This window comes from Limnospira platensis NIES-39 (assembly GCF_026000695.1).
Taxonomy (GTDB): domain Bacteria; phylum Cyanobacteriota; class Cyanobacteriia; order Cyanobacteriales; family Microcoleaceae; genus Limnospira; species Limnospira platensis.
On record NZ_AP026945.1, the window covers coordinates 2,870,668 to 2,890,113 of the forward strand.

The following is a 19,446-nucleotide window of genomic DNA, read 5'->3' on the forward strand; positions in this document are numbered from 1 at the left end:
CAGAACTACTTTACCCCTAACAGATAGCTTTACCTACAACCTACGACTAAGATTTTTGGGTAAGGTGATTATGTTGGTATCGGTTTCCGCGCGGGGTGATTGCCAACAAAGATTGGAGACTTGCTGATAATTATGTGGGTATCGAGTCCCATCCCGGTAATTGTCACCAGTTGAAAAGTTGTTTGGGGGTATCGGGTTGGATCCGGTAGATGATAGCCCATAGTTTCCCCTCACCGGAGATTATGAATCAGACCCATAGATAACCGGATAGGCGATCGCCACCATACTTTCATAATCTGATACTGAAAGGCGGTCTGATATCTTTGTACGTTGATTCCCTAGCGGGTTCCCTCCTACGGCTACCTACGGCTATCGTGTTGGCTTTGAAACATACCCTCCCCCCATAACCGGAACAAGCACTATTGGGGAAGTGACCGCCGTGATAGCAGTCAATGGTGACGAACGAACCGATAGGCTTGCCCTTGACGGGTATCACAAGGGAACCACCCTATCAGCGTCCGGTTATGGGGGTGATATGGGTATTTGACAGATTGATTAAGTTGTGCTTGTTGACTGAGTAATCATCCTATTGAGAGAATTATTTTCCTGTGTTAGGACTAGCTTATGAGTAATATCTGAGTAATTAGGTAGGATAACCATTATAGGCAACTCCCGCCACAGTAGATATATCAACGTTTTCGGTTTAATAGCGGGGAGCGGATTTGAACCACTGACCTTCGGGTTATGAGCCCGACGAGCTACCAGACTGCTCTACCCCGCGCTGTATGAATACAGTATAAACCAACAGCCGAGAAATTGCAACCCCTAAATCATAATTAATTCTCCGCTAACCTCTAAGCGCTTAAAATTATTAAGGATCATGAACTTATCAGCAAGGTTTTCAGCCATTGTAGGAGTAATCCAACCCATCTGAGTGAGTAGATGAATAGCGATCGCATATTTAGCACGATTCGCCCCATCCATAACCTTAATCGCCAATCCCATACCTTCACCGACCCGACCCACGCACTGGACTCCCTCAGCCCCAGACTTACTGATGAGTTCCCCTTGTGTTAATCGCATCAATTCCGTATCAAAATGTCCCTCACAGGCGACAAACTCCGGGTGATGGGTCATAGATCGGACAATGCGTTCCATGTCCAAATTATCACCGGAAGCCAACTGAGCATATAAAGTCGCGATCTGAGACAATTCCATCTGATAAGTTGGGGCTCCGCAATCATCCCTAGCGCCGACAAACTCATCTCCGGGAATACCCAAAAGTTCTCCCAGCTTGGAGATAATCAATTGTTGGACGGGGTGTTTACGCTGTAGATAGGTCTCCAAAGGCCAGTGACGTTGACGACAGACGGCCAGCATTCCGGCGTGTTTCCCAGAACAACCATGTTCAAGGGGGCTACGTTTACCTTGAGGAATAGGGCATTGTAGATGAGAAGGGTCAATATCACAGCGCCACAGAATATTAAAGGCTTGTCTAGCCTGTTCAATCTGTCCGTGATGGGAACTACAAACGATCGCCAAATCACGATCAGTCAAATCATAACGTTCTAAAGTGCCAGTGGTAGTAATTGCCAAAGCCTGAAAGGGCTTCAAAGCCGACCGCACAAAAGTAGAAGTGTCTGGACTACCAGCCAGAAACAGAAGTTTACCCCGGTTATCACAAACGGCGGCTTGAATGCGATGGACGGCTTCTGTAATCCCCTCGCGCAACAATTTAACTTCCAATTCCGCTGTGTGTGTACGTTTTCCCCTTGTCATATTTTCCGAATCAATAATAATTTTAAATGCCGATCCAAATCATCCCTCCCATAGCCACAACCAACCCTAAACCATAGCAGGTTTGTTGAAGTCGGTATAGGAGGGGTTGCACCTGATGGGTAATAATTAACCGGTCTTGGGTGATAAATTCAGGAGTTTTTACCCAAGTTTGACCGTCATACCATCCCGACTCCTCATAAAAAACCGTTGGACTAATTAAACGCGATCGGATATACCACCATCCCAAATACAACCGCAGCAAAACCAAGGCCAGAAACAGAGTGGAACCTGCGCCCGCACTCAAAATAAAATGGACAGGACTCCGTTGGGGGGCAAAACTAGCAGCCGCGACGGGGGCAAAAATTACACTGGACCATAGCCACACAGTTGCTAACTTGCCCAGATATTTCGGCCATGGTAATGTTACCCAACTAAAAAACCAAGATTCTTGGAGTTCCTGATATTCATTGATGGGAAGTTGTTCTGGGGGGACGGGGCAGACTGAAACAGAAACCTTTCTCATAAGTATTTTTAGGGCTTAGGGTTTAAGTCAGTGCAGACCAGCTAATTTTTTCAGCATGACCCCAGAAGGCTTCTAAATTATAGAACTCTCGTTCCTCTGGTAGCAAAATATGGATCATGACATCACCATAGTCTACCACTATCCAAGAACCTTCGCTTTGACCATCAATTCGCAGCGGTTGTCGCTGGTTTTCCTCTTCTACTTTCTGGATAATGGCTTGATGAATGGCCCTAACCTGAGTATTTGAGAAGCCGGTGACAATGAGAAAGTAGTCTGCTAAGTAGGAAACTTCGGTAACTTTCAGAAGTTTAATGTTGTCGGCTTTGCGATCGTCGGCAGCGATCGCCGCCGCGATCGCTGTGGCTAGGGTGGGGTCCTCAACCCGACCCTTGAGGGTCGTAGACCCATCCGGTGCGTATTGACTATGGCTATTATTAAACATTAAGCGATAAAATTCCCCCATTAGTGAAAGGTTGTACGGATGTGATCATTCTAACAACTCGGATGAAGATCCTGTGTGCAGGTATCGGGTGTGAACTGTTAACGAGAGTTGCTGACCTCGGTAAATAGGGCTTCATATTTACTCAAAGCTAAATCAAAGCTAAATTCTGCCTCGGCGAACTTACGGCCCTGTTTACCCAAGGCCTCGACTAAGTGGCGATCGCCATATAATTTCAAGACCGCATCAGCCATAGCCTGGGGATCTTCCGGGGGAACCACCACCCCGGCGCCACTTTTGACTACAGCCACCTTAGCCGTCCCGGTATCTGGAACCGATGCCACGATCGCCCTACCACTAGCCAAAATCACGGGAATTTTTGAAGGTAGATTAAACGCCGTGACATCTCGTTTTTGCACCACCAAACCCACATCAGCCGCCGCCAACATTTCCGGCAATTTTTCCCGGGGTTCAAAGGGTCGTAATAACACATTATCTGCCTGATGAACCTTACATAACTCTTGGAGATTTGCCAAAGCCTTAGCCTCCCCTACAATCACAAAAGCAATGTCACTAATATGCTGAAGTTTAGCGGCAGCTTTAATGACAGTATCCATGCCTTGAGTTAGGGCAATATTCCCAGAATAAAGAACCACGAATTTATCTGTTAATCCGTGGGCTTCCCTAAATGGGTTGTTTTCTTTAGGTAAAGGATGAATAAACTTAGTATCCACCCAATTGGGAATATAAGCAATTTTATCGTCGGGGACACCTTGCTGTAATAAATTATCCCTAAAACCTTCAGCGATGACACTAACTCGACTCACATTTTTATAACTCAATTCTTCAACTTTGCGGGCAGTCTTCAACACGAAGCTATCCCCTTCAACCAACTTAACCCGCATAGCTGCTTCCGAGACAATATCCTGAAGATTTAAGACGATTGGGCAGCGTCTAATTGTGGCATATAAAGCCACAGGCAAAGAGACAAGTAACGGGGGAATTGTGGCAAAAATTACATCGGGTTTCCAACCTTTAAAAGCTTGCCAAATACTGGTAGTAATAAAACTCCCATCTAACATTAACCGAGCTTTTAAGCCGGGTTTTGGGCCTTTAATCCAAATAAAACTGCGCTGAATTTCTACGCCATTTCTCTGTTCAGTCACATAGAATTTACCCTGATATTCTGGATAAACGCGACGTTCTGGATAATTAGGCATTCCGGTAACTACCCGCACTTGATGACCCCGTTTAACTAAACCTTCCGCCAGTTCAGTCATTAAGGGAGCAATACCAATGGGTTCAGGATAGTAGTTGTAGGAATAAATTAGGATACGCATAATTTTCAGCTCATGTTGAGGAAATCAATTCAACTATCTTTATCTCAGTATCTTCTGGGTTTGAGATTCAGAACTACCTCAATAGTGATATGATCATCGGTGGGTTGGGTGGCACTGATACCAATTCCTTGGACTGAGTTAAGTAGACTAATGGTTCTCCTTGGTAGGGCGACAGCCGGCGCAGCTAGAAGGTAGCTTGTAGCCCAGGATAGTAGGTTTTCCATATCTAAGTAAACATAGCTATGATTAGCTTCTGGTAAAGAGCCGGTAATTTTCTGAAATCGGGTTGTTTCTGTTAGGGATGGATTAGGAACCTGGGTCATAGCTTCAACCACAGGACCACCAAAGGCGACAAATAGGAGATTAGGGGTTAACCATCCATGTCCGAACAAAGTCCCTTGTTGAGGGTCATTCCATTCGGTTACTTTAATGCCTTCAATGGTCCGCTGTTCGACGTTAACGGGGGGGTTACTTTGGGCGATAATCTGATCAAGTTGGTCTAGGGTGTTTTGGGCGATCGCCTGATTACTGGTTTCTAAGACCAATGCGCCGCCTAATCCCAGGGGGGCGAGAATCCCTTTTTCCGAGGCGATCGCCGCCAGGGCGAATTCTCCATCCATCCAACCAAATACTTGCTCATCTGCATCAAGTTCAATAGCTGCCAATCCATGCCTTATCTGTTGTACCACGCCTTGAATACTGGGATCAATTTGGCTTTGGTCAACCAATTGTGACCACATAGCATTAATTCCCTGACTATTTACCATAGCAACAGTTTCTGAGGGAAATCGGGAAACAATTTGACCTACTTGGGGGGAGGAGTTAACGGGGGTTGGCGATCGCCTTTGCTGCACGATCCCCCTAATCCGAAATCCTGTTGGTTCTACCCCTAAACTGACCATAGCAGAATGAATTGGGGCGAATTGAGATATCAGACTCCAAGATTCCCAAGAGGAGTCGGAAAACTCGGATAATTTTTCTAAAAATTGGTTATAGTCTGCTATAAAAATGGTGATTAAGGGCATAGGAACCCTATAGGATTCGGTGGGAAATGGGGATTTGGACAAGGGAGAACTAATATCAGTTGTGGCTTTATTTGCGGTTTCTGCTGCGTTTATACCTTTCCATAATTGGGCTAAGTTTGGCTCTCCAAAACGGGTATCGATCGCCTTTTGGATCGGTTCGGGACTAGCTGCTACTAACAGGCGATCGTCAACTCTTGCTATATGGTATATTTTACCACTCTCCTCTCCGTATTCATAAATAGTAAAACCCCGGTATTGTGGCGGCTGTCCTGACCCACCCACTTCCGCATTGAGCCGGTTAATAAACTGATTAGCCCGCCTCTGATTTTGAATCGCTAATATCATGAGCAGATCAGCATCTTCCGAGGTTTCTGATGGTAACACACTCACTAAAATTCCCCCTAACCAGGGTTTAATATCTCGGTCGAAATTTAGGGAAGTTCCGGCTAAACTCTGTCGTTTAAGACTTGACAAAAACTGATTTATATGATACCTACTTTGCTGATTACCAAATTGTCTTAAATAGTAGAGTGCCGATGGATTAGGGGTAACAAAAACCGCCATCAGTGCATTTTCAGGAACCAATCTCACGCTGTCTTCTGGGCTATAAACCTGTACTCGTAGGGCTCGCAGATGAAGCAGTATAGCCACCGTCCCCGTAAAAGCGATCGCCACAGCAGCCATAATCAGTTTAGACTTTTTTAAGGTAATGTTCAAAGTTGACACTTGACAGTTGACAGTTGACACTTGGCAGTTAAAAATTATTAATTATTAATTATTAATTGACTTCCTCATAATGAAAGTAGCAATTACAGGAGCCACCGGATTTGTAGGTTCACATCTCGTCCAACAACTCCACTCCCTAGGGTATCAAATCGTCGTGCTTACCCGTAACCCAGACAGAGGGCGGCGGGTGTTTCCCATAACCAACTACCCCCAAGTAGAGATGGTGCGCTACACTCCCACAGAAGCAGGTTCATGGGAAGATGCGATCGCTGGCTGTGATGGTGTAGTCAACCTAGCCGGAGCCCCCATAGCCGATGAACGTTGGACAGAAGCCCGCAAACGGGAACTATACCAAAGTCGAGTTATCCAAACCCAAAAACTCGTCTTGGCTTGCACCAAAGCCACCCCTAAACCCCAAGTTTTAGTCAGTACCTCCGCCATAGGCTACTACGGAACCAGCGAAACAGCCACCTTTGACGAAAGCAGCCCCCCAGGAAACGATTTCCTAGCTGACCTCTGTCAGCAGTGGGAAGCCGCCGCCGCCCCTATCCAAAACAGTGATATCCGTTTAGTGATCCTACGATTTGGTATTGTACTAGGTATGGGAGGTGCTTTGGGCAAAATGCTCACCCCCTTTAAACTATTTGCCGGAGGACCCCTAGGCAGCGGTCAACAGTGGTTTTCCTGGATTCATATTAGCGATTTAGTCAATCTAATTCGCTTTAGCTTAGAAAATCCCCAAGTTGAGGGGGTTCTTAATGCTACCGCCCCCAACCCCGTCCGTATGAACGAACTATGCCAACAAATGGGCCAAATTATGAATCGTCCCTCCTGGCTACCTGTGCCTAGTTTTGCTCTGGAAATGCTATTAGGAGATGCTGCTATTGTAGTATTAGAAGGCCAACAGGTGTTACCATTACGCCCCCAATCCTACAATTTTCAATATCAGTATTCTACGGTGAAACCAGCCCTAGAGGAGATTCTCGCCTGATGTCTCGACCTGACCCATCTACCGCCCATTTCCAACGTGCGCGCAGCAGTTTACAGCAGGCTTTAAAGCGTTATGGTCAAATGCGCCGCCAACAGGACTCACGGGGTAGCCAACTACAAGCTACGGTACAGGAACAACTTGATACTCTGGCTGTTAACTTGGAAAAGCTAGATCAGGGGTTAATTCGGATCGCGGCTTTTGGTTTGGTTAGTCGTGGAAAGTCGGCGGTTTTGAATGCTTTGTTAGGTCAGCGAGTTCTGAAAACTGGACCAACTCACGGGGTCACGCAATGGCCGCGATCTGTGCGTTGGACGGTGAGACCTGAAGAAATACGGGAAGTAGAACCTATTGATGTGGAGTTAATCGATACCCCTGGACTTGATGAAGTCGCGGGCCAGATTCGAGGTGAAATGGCGCGGGAGGTTAGCCGTCAGGCGGATTTGATTCTGTTTGTGGTGTCGGGGGATTTGACCCGCACTGAGTATGAGGCGATCGCCGAGTTAAAACGTACCCAAAAACCTTTGATTATCGTATTTAACAAGATTGACCTTTACCCAGAATCTGAACAGGAGGCGATTTATCGGAATTTGCAGCAGTTGGCGGTTCGGGGTTCGGCCATGGTTCCCTCATCTATAGAAATTGTCCGGGTTGCTGCTGAACCTACCCCCCTACAGGTGCGGGTAGAATGGCCTAATGGCCGCATTACTCAGGAATGGGAGTCGCCACCTCCTCAAATTCAAGAGTTACAGCGGGCGATCGCTACTATTGTTTATCGGGAAGGGCGATCGCTTTTGGCTTTAAATGCTTTGGTTCAAGCCCGGGAAGCTGACCGAATGATCGCCCGCCAGACTGTCCGTTTACAGCGTGCTGAAGCCGAAGATTTAATCTGGAAGTTTACCCAATATAAAGCCATAGCCGTCGCTATCAATCCCATCGCCTTTTTGGATGTGGCGGGGGCCTTTTTTGCCGATTTGCTGTTAATTCGCGCTTTAGCTAAGTTGTATGGGTTGCCTATTACCAGTTATCAGGCGGGGAAATTATGGCGGCAAATTTTGGCTAGTTCTGGCGCGATTTTATTGGGTGAAGTCGGCAGTGGTTTACTCCTAGGAATCGGCAAAACTGGCGCGGGGTTAGTGGCTAATTTTCCCGGCTATGCAGGGGCTGCTATTACTCAAGCGGCGATCGCTGGTTATGGTACTTATGTTGTCGGTCGCGCCGCCCAGGTTTACTTAGAACAGGGTTGCACTTGGGGAGAATATGGTATTGATACCGTCATTCAAGAGATTATTAATCAGTGCGATCGCGAGACGGTAATTTATCGTTTACGACAAGAATTTGATGATTTTATTGGATAGCATGAATATTCCACACTTACAGCCCGAAACTATTGCCACCATTCAACAAATGTCTGAACCGGAAATTAAAGAACTTGAGGAGTTTGTGCAATTCCTCGCCTGGAAAAAGTGCCGAGAATCAACAGAACCCTCTTCCCCCCCTGAATATAGCGCCTTAGTGCCTTCGGTTCCGGGGAATATTACCTTAGCTTCAGAATCTCCCCCTGCTCTCACTCAAGATAATTGGCATAAAGCCTTAGATATGCTCACCAAAGAACGCCTAAGTCAACTGCGAACACTACACCATCGCTTAAATTATCCCTAGAAACCTAGACAATCACTGCCCTCTATGGTATAATGGCATGGTATGCTATATATAAACTAGCCATATAACTCCCATCATAGGCTTAGTCAGCTTCGCCTATAAGGGAGTACCAGTGGTTAATTTGAGTTGAGCTAACAACTACTCAAAGCGCGAGACTCTAACACTGGTAGACTCACCCTAATTTATTCACCCATTGTTATAGCAGAAGGTATTGACCGTGTTGAGGTTTTTACAGTTTCTCATTCAGGCTATTCAACCTTTTTTAGTTCCTATATGCTTTGTCGTCGCTTGGGGGTTGATGTTCCTGACAATTTGGAATGTCGGAGCAGCGATCGCCCAGACCATCAAAAGAGCTAAAATCATGCACAAAATCCCCTGTGCTAACTGTAGCTTTTTTACGGGAGATTACCGCCTTAAATGTCCTGTACAGCCAACCATAGCACTCTCGGAAAGGGCGATCGACTGTCCCGACTACGAATCCAAATAAACCAAAATATCTGGTCAAAATATTAAGAGCCTGCCACATCAACCAGAACCTTTAAAGTGCCAGGCTTTTGAGCATGGTTAAAGGCAGCGATCGCCTCATCTAAGGAATATTTAGCCTCAATCAAAGGTTCCACATCAACCCGAAATTCTGCCAATAGTTCCAAAGCCGGAACGAAAGGACCACAGCGGGAACCTAACAAAGCAATCTCATCTACCACCAGAGAAGATATATCAATAGTCAAATCCCCGGCATATGTACTTTTGAGAACCAGAATACCACGCGATCGCAAACTCCGACGGGCGATCGTAAATCCTTCAGGATTGCCAGTACATTCTACCGCCAAATCAAAACTTCTGTCAACTACAGCATCAGCCAATCCCGTTTTAATGCCCCTATTTTCTAATAATTCTAACTTATGTCGATGACGACCTACAGCCAACAAATCACAACCCGTTAAAGCCAAAGTTTGAGCGATTAATTGCCCTAGTTTGCCATCTCCGACCACTAAAACCCGCCATTGCGGGTGAATAGATAGCTGTTGCTGAATTTCCAACGCCGCCGCAATAGGTTCCGCAAAAGTCGCCGCGTCCGTAGAAACACTATGGGGAACTAAATGTAAATTTTGTACTGGAAGCGTGAGATAATCAGCGAATGCACCATTACGGTTAACTATACCTAAAACAGTGCGATTTTCGCAGTGGGTGGGTTGTTGAGTCAGGCAAAATCTACATTTACCACAGGCGGCGTTAATTTCTCCCACCACCCGCCGCCCCAGAAGATTAGGGGGACCTTGTTCCACCACACCGACAAATTCATGGCCCGGAATACCCTGGTAGGGATAATATCCCCTAAGTAATTCTAGGTCAGTGTTGCAAATCCCGGCTCGCAGGACTCGCACTAATGCCTCTCCTGGACTCGGTGTAGGCGTGGGTATGTCGGTGCGGAGTTCGAGTTGCTGATGTTCCAGCCAAACTGCTTTCATGGTTACGGTTTTACCTAATCAGTAACGTTTGCTATATTTTAGTCAATCTTTAAATTTACCGACAACCGGGAATTTGTCACCTAGAATAGAAGCACAGTAAATTTTTACTAAAGGGCACCACTCAGGTGGTGAGTTGGTGGGTAGCACTGATGCTGAAAAAGCTCACACAAAATATATTATCAAGGTCTGGTCTGACAATTACTACTCTTGGTCTGATGATAGTTATTTCTTTATTATATGGCTCTGTTTATTTTTTATCGAGTCATAATATGCTGCCTTTTGTGATTAGCTTGATTTCCGTGTTAGGAGCTGCTGGAATAGCTTGGCATAGTTACCAAAAACAACACAAGTGGCATCAAGAAAAACAGGATTTAGAGAATCATATTCAAGACTTGCGCGATTCGGGGCATTTAAAACAAACTCAGCTAGAAAAAAGTTTGCAGAATTTAACCGAAAAATTTAATAATATTGAACTGGAAAATATCCGCCTTAACAATAGTAATCTCCGCAAAGATGAATTTCTGAGGCAAACATCCCATGAACTGCGAACACCCCTCAATGGCATTATCTGTTCTCTGCAACTGTTACTTGATGAGTTATATGATAACAGTGACGAAGAAACCGAACTGCTGCAACAAGCCTATCAGTCTTCTCTGCATTTAATTAACCTCATTAATCAGGTTTTGGATTTAGCAAAAATTGAAGCTGGGAAAGTCTCAATTGAGTTAAAGCCTATTGATTTGCACGCATCTCTAACCGCTGCTATTTATTTACAGTTCGGCAATTTTCGCAAGAAAAATCTACAGCTTTACCGACAAGATTTTTTTCAAGGCATTAAAATTAAAGCCGACCCCAACAAATTAAAACAAGTTTTGATTAATGTGATTGGTAATGCTATTAAATTTACAGACCGTGGTAATATTACGATTATTACTGAACTCCGACAGGTGAAATCTAATCCCAGCGACTCCCCAATCACTATGGCAGTTATCACTGTTCAAGATACCGGAATTGGTATTGAGCCGAAAAATCAACACCGACTTTTTGAGGCATTTCAAGTAGAAAATGAGTCTAACACTAATCCTCAAGGAAGTACGGGACTCGGTTTAATGATATCTAAAAATTTGGTGGAAATGATGGGGGGTAGCATTTATTTAAACAGTCCCGGAAGAAACCAAGGAACTACCGTAGAAATTCTGCTACCCCTAGCTGATCAAGAATCGGAAATTGATGATAGTAATATTAAGTATGATTAGCCATTAATATTACCTGATTAAACAACCCTACAGATTACCAGGGAAGTACCTCACCATTAGCGTGCCAAAATGTGCCAGTATTATCTAAGTTGAGTTGATCAATTCTGGCTAATAGTCCCTGTACTGACTCGGTGGGAGTAATTCCAGTAAAGTTAGTCATGCGGGTTCTGACTAAGCCTGGGTGTAAAATACCTACAGAAATTCCCCGGGGTTTTAAGTCATGGGAGAGAGATTTTCCCGCCATACTTACCGCGACTTTAGACATTCGATAACCATAGGAACTCCCGGAGGTATTATCACCAATAGAACCCATGCGACTGGTGATTATAGCAATTTTTGACCCAGACTGGAGGTGAGGGAGTAAAGCCTAAGTGACTCTCAAGGGTCCCAAGGCGTTGACTTCAAACTGTTGGCGGATACTATCAAAATCCAGGTTTTCCAGGGTGTTACGCTTTAAAATACCCGCGTTGTTAATCAGTACATCAATAGTGCTACCTTTTAAATTGGAGGCTAACTTACTGACGGCTTCTGGGGAGGTGATATCACACCCAGACTCGACTCGCACCCCTAATTATTCTAATTCGGCGCTAGAATGGCGACAGACTGCAATCACAGTTTCTTGGCGATCGCATAATTGACGACAAAATTCTAAGCCAATTCCTCCGGTAGCACCCGTAACTAAATAAGTTGCCATTAGGATTCAATTATCAAACTATTAGGGGTCGAGATAGACCTCACGGTCTACCCCTCCCATTCAGCAGCAGAACCGTACATGAGACTTTCACCTCATACGGCTCCTAGTTTGACCGTCTCCTTGTTAAGAGTACAGCATCATCTCTTCATCAAGAGCTGTTTTATCATCGTGACAATGGCGATGTAATAGTTGAAGATTCTTGTATTCATCCTTTCCGCCTTGGCTTCTAGGTACAATATGGTCTACTTCAATAAAGTCTGACGGGGTAAAGAATTGCCCACACCAGGTACATCTACCTTTTTATTTCTTGAGTAGTTTTGCAACTCTATTTGGCGTATCGATTGCTTGTCCTTTCCTGTTTGCCCAGTAAGTCCAATTTCCGTCATAAAGTGTTGCTTCCGGGCGTATTAGGGTGTGTCTGACAATTGGAGTCCACTTATGTTTCCATAATTGGATTCCATCTTTGGTCTGGAATAACCAAGATTCATGCCTTTCTTTCCCATTGCTAAGTTTAACCATTCCATGTCTGAAATAGTTTCCTAGCTTTTCGTAACTTGCCTTTTGGCATCTTGATTTTGTCCATGCCCGTAACATTTGCCAAACTATGTTGTCTAGCTTATTGAAGGTCTCTGTTGAGACTACCGCTGAATAATAATTTGTCCATCACCGAATCATCGGGTTTAGATGTTTAATCAGGGCTGATTGAGGTGCAGTTTTAGATTGTTTAATTACACCTTTTATCGCTTATGTGTGGGCAACTGCTTTTGGGCTGGGTTTTATGTGGGTTTTATGTCCGATTAATCGGCTCTTACGTCCCCCTGTTTTTCCAGTTTTATATTTTCCTACTGGATGTTGCCTGATATTGAATCCTAGAAAGTCGAACCCTGGTTTTTCTGTTTTACCATCATACTCAATAGATTTGAGCGTGTGGCAGATTCGAGTTTTTTCAGGTTTTATTTCTAAGCCTACGGGTTTTAACCATTCGGTGATTGCAGTTTGGCACTGTTCAATGATTCCTAGGTCTTTTGAGATGACCACAAAATCATCGGCGTATCTTATGACATTCGCATACGGGCGATTGTCTGTTTTCTTAGGGTACAGTTTTTCAATTAACCTAATCATCCCCAACAGTTCGATGTTAGCGAGTATTGGACTTATTACCCCTCCTTGAGGTGTCCCTGCTTCTGTATCCTCAAATACACCGTTATCTAGCACACCTGCTTTGAGCCATTGTTTCAGGTCTCTTTTTAGGCAGCTTGGACAATGAATTTTGGACAGTAGGTAATCATGGTTCACGGTAAGAGCATTTCGCTATATCTGCATCAAGAACATAATATTGTCCTTTATTAATGGCAGCGTAAATCCTGCCTATTGCATCCTGGGCTGACCGTCCAGGACGGAACCCATAGCTTGTGCCTTCAAATCTCGATTCCCATTCAGGTTCGAGAGCCGTTTTAACCAAGGCTTGCCTCGCTCTATCTTGGATTGTGGGAATTCCTATTCCAGCTTTTTTCATCCCTACCAGGTTTTGGAATCCACACCCGTCGCAGTGGTTTTGCTTTGAGATTTCCTTTAATGTTCTTAACAAGTTCGAGCCTTTGTCTTGGAGTGATGGCTCTTACTCCATCAACACCGGCTGTCTTCTTGCCTTGACCCGCCTGGGGGGCGGGTTTATTAAGCTGACTGTTGGGAAGCATGGCTGACCGTGGAACCCGCCCCTACAGTCGCACTGCTAGGAGTCGGGCATAATATGACTTCACCAATAGACGTTGCCACCTTCGTGCCTTTGCGTCTTGTCCCGATTTAGCTGCTTGGAATATACTCTTTTGGAGCTTGAATACTTTCCGTTGAACCTTAGTCCATGGGATTGCCTTCCATGCGTTGTTCGTAGTCTTGATTGGTCTGGGTTTGCCAAATCCTCTCTTTAAACTCGCTATCGCCATTTGTACACCTACTAGACTTCATTCCTTACAATCAAACCGTGACCTGTTAGCATATCCCTACCATTACAGCAGGGCGTTGGCTTTTGGTCACATCTCACATCCTCTAAGACTTGCGGTTACACTTATCCCTACTGATATTTCGACCAAATAATCAGAGTCTAGGAGGACTTAAAACGTTCCATTTATATGGGCATTCCATCTTTAGATTTGTCCTTTCCACCGGGGTACTTTTAAAGGTCTGTGTAGGTAGTAAAGAGAAACCCCTACTTTTCCCCTTGCTCTTTTGAGCGCAGCGTGTCAACCTGTTTCGCTGCTCAATAATGACGATGGTTCAAGCCGGACATTCGGTTTCCCTAATCATGGATGGTTGGCAGTGGTCGCATCTGGTAGTAGGTTCTACTTCACGCCTTCCGTTCCCCGCTTCAGTCCTGGGGTTATGATTCCCAAAACTGGGGGTGGCTGTCACCGTTACTCTTTACTCCCTGATTTCTCAGTTTGTTCATGACCTTAAGTTCCCTGCCTTGTTTGGATTTTTCCAAACGTCGGGACATATAAACAGTTATGGGATGGTCAGGGAAGCGACTCCCTATATTCCACCAAGGGGTGGAAGTCCCACCGGGTAGTTATTTCGGGTATTGCAACCCTATGCGCGTGCCTGAACGTTTCGCACCTCTTATCTTGTTGTAGCGGGTTTGGCGATGTTTTGAGTAGGCGATCGCCAAAATTTCTAAAATTTAGGTATCGGATCAGTATTAGGGGTCGAGATAGACCTCACGGTCTACCCCTCCCATTCAGCAGCAGAACCGTACATGAGACTTTCACCTCATACGGCTCCTAGTTTGACCATCTCCTTGTTAAGAGTACAGCTACATCTCTTCATCAAGAGCTGTCTTATCATCGTGACAATGGCGATGTAATAGTTGAAGATTCTTGTATTCATCCTTTCCGCCTTGGCTTCTAGGTACAACGTGGTCTACTTCAATTAAGTCTGATGGGGTAAAGTATTGCCCACACCAGGTACATCTACCTTTTTTTTTGAGAAGTTTTGCTACCCTAGTTGGCGTGTCGATTGCTTGTCCTTTCCTGGTTGCCCAGTAAGTCCAGTTTCCGTCGTATGGTGTTGCTTTTGGGCGTATTAAGGTATGTCTGACAATTGGAGTCCAGTTGTGTTTATATAGATGTAACCCATCTTTGGTTTGGAACAACCAAGTTTCATGTCTTTCTTTACCATTGCTAAGTTTAACTATTCCACTTCTGAAGTAATTCCTTAGCTTTTCGTAATTTGCCTTATTGCATCTTGAAACTGTCCATGCCCTTAATATTTGCCAAACTGTTTTGTCTAGCTTATTGAAGGTCTCTGATGAGACTACCGCTGAGTAATAATTTGACCATCCCCGAATAATTAGGTTTAGTTTGTTAATCAGGGCTGATTGAGGTGCTGTTTTATGTTGTTCTATTACACCTTTAATCACTTCTGTGTTGGCTTTGACTGCTTTATTGCTGGGTTTTATAAGGGTTTTGAACCCTAATGGTTTCCCATTTGTGCTTTTTCCAGTCTTGTGTTTTCCTACGGGGTATTGCCTGATATTGAATCCTAGAAAGTCGAACCCTGGATTCTCTGTCTTGCCGCCATACTCAATAGTTTTGAGTGTATGACAGATTCGAGTCTTTTCAGGTTTTATTTCTAGTCCTACAGGTTTTAGCCATTCAGAAATAGCAGTTTTGCACTGTTCAATGATTCCTAGGTCTTTGGAGATGACCACAAAATCATCGGCATATCTTATAAGGTTCACCTGAGTGGCTGTGCCTTTATTTGGATACATTCCTTTAACTAGCCTTTCTATTCCCAACAGTGCGATCTTGGCGAGTATTGGACTTATTACCCCTCCTTGAGGTGTCCCTGCTTCTGTATCCTCAAATACGTCGTTATCCAGCACACCCGATTTGAGCCATTGTTTTAGGTCTTTCTTTAGGCTGCTTGAACAATGAATTTTGGACAGTAGGTAATCATGGTTCACGGTAAGAGCATTTTGCTATATCGGCATCAAGAACATAGTATTGTCCTTGATTTATGGCAGTATAAATTCTGCTTATTGCATCGTGGGCTGACCGTCCAGGACGGAACCCGTAGCTTGTGCCTTCAAATCTCGATTCCCATTCAGGTTCGAGAGCCGACTTAACCAAGGCTTGCCTTGCTCTATCTTGGATTGTGGGTATTCCTATTCCAGCTTTTTTCATCCCTACCAGGTTTTGGAATCCAAACCCGTCGCAGTGGTTTTGCTTTGAGGTTTCCCTTAATGTTTTCAACAAGTTCTAACCTTTGTCGTGGAGAGATTACTCTTATTCCATCAACTCCGGCTGTTTTCTTGCCTTGACCCGCTTGGGGGGCGGGTTTATTAAGCTGACTGTTGGGAAGCATGGCTGACCGTGGAACCCGCCCCTACAGTCGCACTGCTAAGAGTCGGGCATAATATGATTTCACCAGTAGACGTTGCCACCTTCGTGCCTTTGCGTCTTGTCCCGATTTAGCCGCTTGAAATATACTCTTTTGGAGCTTGAAGACTTTCCGTTGAACCTTAGTCCATGGGATGGCCTTCCATGCGTTGTTCGTAGTCTTGATTAGTTTTGGTTTCCCAAACCCTTTCTTTAAACTCGCTATCGCCATTTGTACACCTACTAGACTCTATTCTTACAATCAAACCGTGACCTGTTAGCATATCCCTACCATTACAGTCGGGCATTGGCTTCTGGTCACATCTCACCCCCTAATGGGCTTGCGCTTACACTTTCACTACTGACTCTCTCGACCAGATTGTCAGAGCCCAAGAGGGGTTAAAACGTTCCGTTTATATGGGCATTCCATCTTTAGATTTGTCCTTTCCACCGGGGTACTTTTAAAGGTCTGTGTAGGTGATAATATAAATACCCTACTTTTCCCTATACTCTTTTGAGCGCAGCGTATCAACCTATTTCGCTGCTTATTAGTGACGATGGTTCAAGCCGGACATTCGGTTTCCCTAATCATGGATGGTTGGCAGTGGTCGCTTTCTGGTAGTAGGTTCTACTTCACGCCTTCCGTTCCCCGCTTCAATCCTGGGGTTATGATTCCCAAAACTGGGGGTGGCTATCGCCGTTACCCTGACTCCCTAACTTCTACTTATCTATTTTTAGTCTTACTATAAGTAATTTGTATAGGTTAGTTCGTTTTGACCTTGGGTTCCCTGCCTCGTTTGTATCGTTATGATACTAAACTTCGGGACGTACAAACAGTTATAGGGATGGTCAGGAGTGCGTTCCTTATATTTAACCAAGGGGTTAAAGTCCCCACCAGGCGGTTATTTCGGGCATTGCAGCCTTATTTCATACCTGAACGTTTCGCACTATATAATCATATCTATAATCAAAATCCATAATTCCCATAAACCCTGAGTAGGGGTCGAGAGAGATGTCGCCATCTCCCCCTCCCATACAGAACCGTACTTGAGACTTTCACCTCATACGGCTCCTAATTTGACCGTCTCCTTGTTAAGAGTACAGCATCATCTCTTCATCAAGAGCTGTTTTATTGTCGTGACAATGGCGATGTAATAATTGAATATTCTTGTATTCATCCTTTCCGCCATGGCTTCTAGGTACAATGTGGTCTACTTCAACTATATCTGATGGGGTAAAGAATTGTCCACACCAGGTACATCTACCTTTTTGCTTTTTGAGTAGTTTTGCTACCCTATTTGGCGTGCCGATTGCTTGTCCTTTCCTGGTTGCCCAGTAAGTCCAATTTCCGTCATAAAGTGTTGCGTCAGGGCGTATTAGGGTATGTCTAACAATTGGAGTCCAGTTGTGTTTGAATAGATGTAACCCATCTTTGGTTTGGAATATCCAATTTTCATGTCTTTCTTTCCCATTGCTAAGTTTAATTGTTCCATGTCTGAAATAATTATTTAGCTTTTCGAGACTTGCCTTTCCGCATCTTGATAATGTCCATGCTCGTAACATTTGCCAGATTATGAAGTCTAGCTTATTGAAGGTCTCTACTGAGACTACCGCTGAGTAGTAATTTGACCATCCCCGTATTATCGGGTTTAGTCTGCTTATCAGGGTTGATTGAGGTGCTGTTTTGAGTTGTTCTATTGCACTTTTAATCACTTCTGTGTGAGCTTTAACTGCTTTATTGCTGGGTTTTATGTGGGTTTTATGTCCGATTAATCGGCTTGCTCCCCCGCCTGTTTTCCCAGATTTGTATTTTCCTGCTGGATATTGCCTGATATTGAATCCGAGAAAGTCAAACCCTGGATTCTCTGTTTTACCGTCATACTCAATAGTTTTGAGTGTATGACAGATTCGAGTCTTTTCAGGTTTTATTTCTAGTCCTACAGGTTTTAGCCATTCAGAAATAGCAGTCTTGCACTGTTCAATGATTTCTAGGTCTTTGGATATGACCACAAAATCATCGGCATATCTTATAAAGTTTACCTGAGTGGCTGTGCCTTTATTTGGATACATTCCTTTAACTAGCCTTTCCATTCCCAACAGTGCGATGTTGGCGAGTATTGGACTTATTACCCCTCCTTGAGGTGTCCCTGTTTCTGTATCCTCAAATACACCGTTATCTAGCACGCCAGCTTTGAGCCATTGTTTCAGGTCTCTCTTCAAGCTGCTTGGACAATGAATTTTGGACAGTAGGTAATCATGGTTCACGGTAAGAGCATTTTGCTATATCAGCATCGAGTACATAATATTCACCCTTGTTGATACTTGAGTAAATTCGTGCTATTGCATCATGAGCCGACCGTCCGGGACGGAACCCATAGCTTGTGCTTTCAAATCTCGATTCCCATTCAGGTTCGAGAGCCGACTTAACCAAGGCTTGCCTTGCTCTATCTTGGATTGTGGGTATGCCTAGTGGGCGTTTTTCATCCTTACCAGGTTTTGGAATCCACACCCTTCGCAGTGGTTTTGATTTGAGTTTTCCCTTAATGTTCTTAACAAGCTCGAACCTTTGTCTTGAAGAGATTGCTCTTACTCCATCAACTCCGGCTGTTTTCTTGCCTTGACCCGCTTGGGGGGGCGGGTTTATTAAGCTGACTGTTGGGAAGCATGGCTGACCGTGGAACCCGCCCCTACAGCCGCACTGCTAAGAGCCGGGCATAATACGATTTCACCAGTAGACGTTGCCACCTTCGTGCCTTAGCATTTTGTCCCGATTTAGCTGCTCGAAATATACTCTTTTGGAGCTTGAAAACTTTCCGTTGAACCTTAGTCCATGGGATTGTCTTCCATGCGTTGTTCGTAGTCTTGATTGGTTTTGGTTTCCCAAACCCTTTCTTTAAACTCGCTATCGCCATTTGTACACCTACTAGGCTCTATTTCTTTACAATCAAACCGTGACCTGTTAGCATATCCCTGCTATTACGGTAGGGCGTTGGCTTTTGGTCACATCTCACATCCTCTAGGACTTGCGGTTACACTTATTCCTACTGATATCTCGACCAGATAATCAGAGTCCAGGAGGACTTAAAACGTTCCGTTTATATGGGCATTCCATCTTTAGACTTGTCCTCTCCACCGGGGTACTTTTAAAGGTCTGTGTAGGTGATGATAA

General features: G+C 44.6%; 24 protein-coding genes, 1 tRNA gene and 2 pseudogenes. 6 read left to right on the top strand and 21 right to left on the bottom strand.

Features of this window, described 5'->3' with window-relative positions; translation table 11 throughout:
• Window positions 1-707: 707 nt before the first annotated feature.
• From N39L_RS13910 to N39L_RS13935, 6 genes are all read right to left on the bottom strand, one after another.
• Window positions 708-781, bottom strand: a tRNA-Met gene (locus tag N39L_RS13910).
• A gap of 44 nt (window positions 782-825) precedes the next feature.
• Window positions 826-1,779, bottom strand: coding sequence for an asparaginase (locus N39L_RS13915; protein WP_043468293.1), 954 nt, complete (start codon window positions 1,777-1,779; stop codon window positions 826-828).
• Between the two features lie 22 nt (window positions 1,780-1,801).
• Window positions 1,802-2,302, bottom strand: a complete 501-nt coding sequence (locus N39L_RS13920) for a CGLD27 family protein (protein ID WP_006620520.1) — start codon at window positions 2,300-2,302, stop codon at window positions 1,802-1,804.
• A 22-nt stretch (window positions 2,303-2,324) separates the two neighbouring features.
• Complete coding sequence (rsfS, locus tag N39L_RS13925) at window positions 2,325-2,765, bottom strand: ribosome silencing factor (protein ID WP_006617699.1); 441 nt, start codon at window positions 2,763-2,765, stop codon at window positions 2,325-2,327.
• Between the two features lie 77 nt (window positions 2,766-2,842).
• Complete coding sequence (locus N39L_RS13930) at window positions 2,843-4,081, bottom strand: glycosyltransferase family 4 protein (RefSeq protein ID WP_014275520.1); 1,239 nt, start codon at window positions 4,079-4,081, stop codon at window positions 2,843-2,845.
• Between the two features lie 44 nt (window positions 4,082-4,125).
• Window positions 4,126-5,832: a DUF3352 domain-containing protein gene (locus N39L_RS13935; protein WP_231852177.1), complete on the bottom strand. Its 1,707-nt coding sequence runs from the start codon at window positions 5,830-5,832 to the stop codon at window positions 4,126-4,128.
• A 70-nt stretch (window positions 5,833-5,902) separates the two neighbouring features.
• Between N39L_RS13935 and thyD the strand changes: the two genes are divergently transcribed.
• From thyD to N39L_RS13955, 4 genes are all read left to right on the top strand, one after another.
• A complete protein-coding gene (thyD, locus tag N39L_RS13940; protein WP_006617702.1) occupies window positions 5,903-6,823 on the top strand; it encodes a thylakoid membrane protein ThyD in 921 nt (306 codons plus the stop codon).
• Window positions 6,823-8,178 carry a GTP-binding protein gene (locus N39L_RS13945; protein ID WP_014275521.1) on the top strand — a complete coding sequence of 452 codons (1,356 nt, stop codon included), beginning with the start codon at window positions 6,823-6,825 and terminating at the stop codon, window positions 8,176-8,178. Before thyD ends, N39L_RS13945 begins: the two co-directional genes overlap by 1 nt.
• A gap of 1 nt (window position 8,179) precedes the next feature.
• Window positions 8,180-8,482: a hypothetical protein gene (locus tag N39L_RS13950; RefSeq protein WP_231852179.1), complete on the top strand. Its 303-nt coding sequence runs from the start codon at window positions 8,180-8,182 to the stop codon at window positions 8,480-8,482.
• A 217-nt stretch (window positions 8,483-8,699) separates the two neighbouring features.
• Entirely contained in the window at window positions 8,700-8,969 is a 270-nt protein-coding gene (locus N39L_RS13955) for a hypothetical protein (protein WP_014275522.1), read from the top strand.
• Window positions 8,970-8,991: 22 nt separating this feature from the next.
• On the opposite strand, the gene N39L_RS13960 is transcribed toward N39L_RS13955, so the two are convergent.
• Window positions 8,992-9,951, bottom strand: a complete 960-nt coding sequence (locus N39L_RS13960) for an MDR/zinc-dependent alcohol dehydrogenase-like family protein (protein ID WP_014275523.1) — start codon at window positions 9,949-9,951, stop codon at window positions 8,992-8,994.
• 215 nt (window positions 9,952-10,166) lie between these two features.
• Between N39L_RS13960 and N39L_RS13965 the strand changes: the two genes are divergently transcribed.
• A complete protein-coding gene (locus N39L_RS13965; protein WP_035735904.1) occupies window positions 10,167-11,207 on the top strand; it encodes a sensor histidine kinase in 1,041 nt (346 codons plus the stop codon).
• A 34-nt stretch (window positions 11,208-11,241) separates the two neighbouring features.
• Here the strand turns inward: N39L_RS13965 and N39L_RS13970 are convergent.
• The 12 genes and pseudogenes from N39L_RS13970 to N39L_RS14015 all read right to left on the bottom strand — a co-directional run bounded on the left by N39L_RS13970 (window position 11,242) and on the right by N39L_RS14015 (window position 16,509).
• Window positions 11,242-11,901 (bottom strand): annotated as a pseudogene (locus tag N39L_RS13970) (SDR family oxidoreductase).
• A 123-nt stretch (window positions 11,902-12,024) separates the two neighbouring features.
• On the bottom strand, window positions 12,025-12,153 hold the full coding sequence (locus N39L_RS33315) for an HNH endonuclease (RefSeq protein ID WP_491630575.1): 129 nt from the start codon (window positions 12,151-12,153) through the stop codon (window positions 12,025-12,027).
• Between the two features lie 48 nt (window positions 12,154-12,201).
• Window positions 12,202-12,495 carry a hypothetical protein gene (locus tag N39L_RS33320; protein ID WP_014275528.1) on the bottom strand — a complete coding sequence of 98 codons (294 nt, stop codon included), beginning with the start codon at window positions 12,493-12,495 and terminating at the stop codon, window positions 12,202-12,204.
• A gap of 150 nt (window positions 12,496-12,645) precedes the next feature.
• The gene (locus N39L_RS33325) at window positions 12,646-13,197 is read right to left on the bottom strand and encodes a reverse transcriptase domain-containing protein (RefSeq protein ID WP_014275529.1); all 552 of its coding nucleotides are present in this window, start codon (window positions 13,195-13,197) and stop codon (window positions 12,646-12,648) included.
• Window positions 13,187-13,417, bottom strand: a complete 231-nt coding sequence (locus tag N39L_RS13980) for a reverse transcriptase domain-containing protein (RefSeq protein ID WP_014275530.1) — start codon at window positions 13,415-13,417, stop codon at window positions 13,187-13,189. Before N39L_RS13980 ends, N39L_RS33325 begins: the two co-directional genes overlap by 11 nt.
• A complete protein-coding gene (locus tag N39L_RS13985; RefSeq protein WP_014275531.1) occupies window positions 13,377-13,598 on the bottom strand; it encodes a hypothetical protein in 222 nt (73 codons plus the stop codon). The genes N39L_RS13980 and N39L_RS13985 overlap by 41 nt, the downstream gene beginning before the upstream one ends.
• A gap of 21 nt (window positions 13,599-13,619) precedes the next feature.
• Complete coding sequence (locus N39L_RS13990; RefSeq protein WP_014275532.1) at window positions 13,620-13,844, bottom strand: reverse transcriptase N-terminal domain-containing protein; 225 nt, start codon at window positions 13,842-13,844, stop codon at window positions 13,620-13,622.
• A 331-nt stretch (window positions 13,845-14,175) separates the two neighbouring features.
• The gene (locus N39L_RS13995) at window positions 14,176-14,310 is read right to left on the bottom strand and encodes a hypothetical protein (protein WP_286133294.1); all 135 of its coding nucleotides are present in this window, start codon (window positions 14,308-14,310) and stop codon (window positions 14,176-14,178) included.
• Window positions 14,311-14,710: 400 nt separating this feature from the next.
• Window positions 14,711-15,862 carry a group II intron reverse transcriptase gene (locus N39L_RS14000; protein WP_014275533.1) on the bottom strand — a complete coding sequence of 384 codons (1,152 nt, stop codon included), beginning with the start codon at window positions 15,860-15,862 and terminating at the stop codon, window positions 14,711-14,713.
• Window positions 15,852-16,082: a reverse transcriptase domain-containing protein gene (locus N39L_RS14005; protein ID WP_014274255.1), complete on the bottom strand. Its 231-nt coding sequence runs from the start codon at window positions 16,080-16,082 to the stop codon at window positions 15,852-15,854. The genes N39L_RS14000 and N39L_RS14005 overlap by 11 nt, the downstream gene beginning before the upstream one ends.
• Window positions 16,042-16,263 carry a hypothetical protein gene (locus tag N39L_RS14010; protein WP_014275534.1) on the bottom strand — a complete coding sequence of 74 codons (222 nt, stop codon included), beginning with the start codon at window positions 16,261-16,263 and terminating at the stop codon, window positions 16,042-16,044. Before N39L_RS14010 ends, N39L_RS14005 begins: the two co-directional genes overlap by 41 nt.
• A gap of 21 nt (window positions 16,264-16,284) precedes the next feature.
• Entirely contained in the window at window positions 16,285-16,509 is a 225-nt protein-coding gene (locus N39L_RS14015; protein WP_014275535.1) for a reverse transcriptase N-terminal domain-containing protein, read from the bottom strand.
• 325 nt (window positions 16,510-16,834) lie between these two features.
• Between N39L_RS14015 and N39L_RS14020 the strand changes: the two genes are divergently transcribed.
• On the top strand, window positions 16,835-17,026 hold the full coding sequence (locus N39L_RS14020; protein ID WP_071941136.1) for a hypothetical protein: 192 nt from the start codon (window positions 16,835-16,837) through the stop codon (window positions 17,024-17,026).
• 343 nt (window positions 17,027-17,369) lie between these two features.
• Here N39L_RS14020 and ltrA read toward each other — a convergent pair.
• Window positions 17,370-18,906: pseudogene (gene ltrA, locus N39L_RS14025) on the bottom strand (group II intron reverse transcriptase/maturase); the annotation flags it as partial.
• Window positions 18,907-18,964: 58 nt separating this feature from the next.
• Complete coding sequence (locus tag N39L_RS14035; protein ID WP_014275538.1) at window positions 18,965-19,189, bottom strand: reverse transcriptase N-terminal domain-containing protein; 225 nt, start codon at window positions 19,187-19,189, stop codon at window positions 18,965-18,967.
• Between the last annotated feature and the right edge of the window lie 257 nt (window positions 19,190-19,446).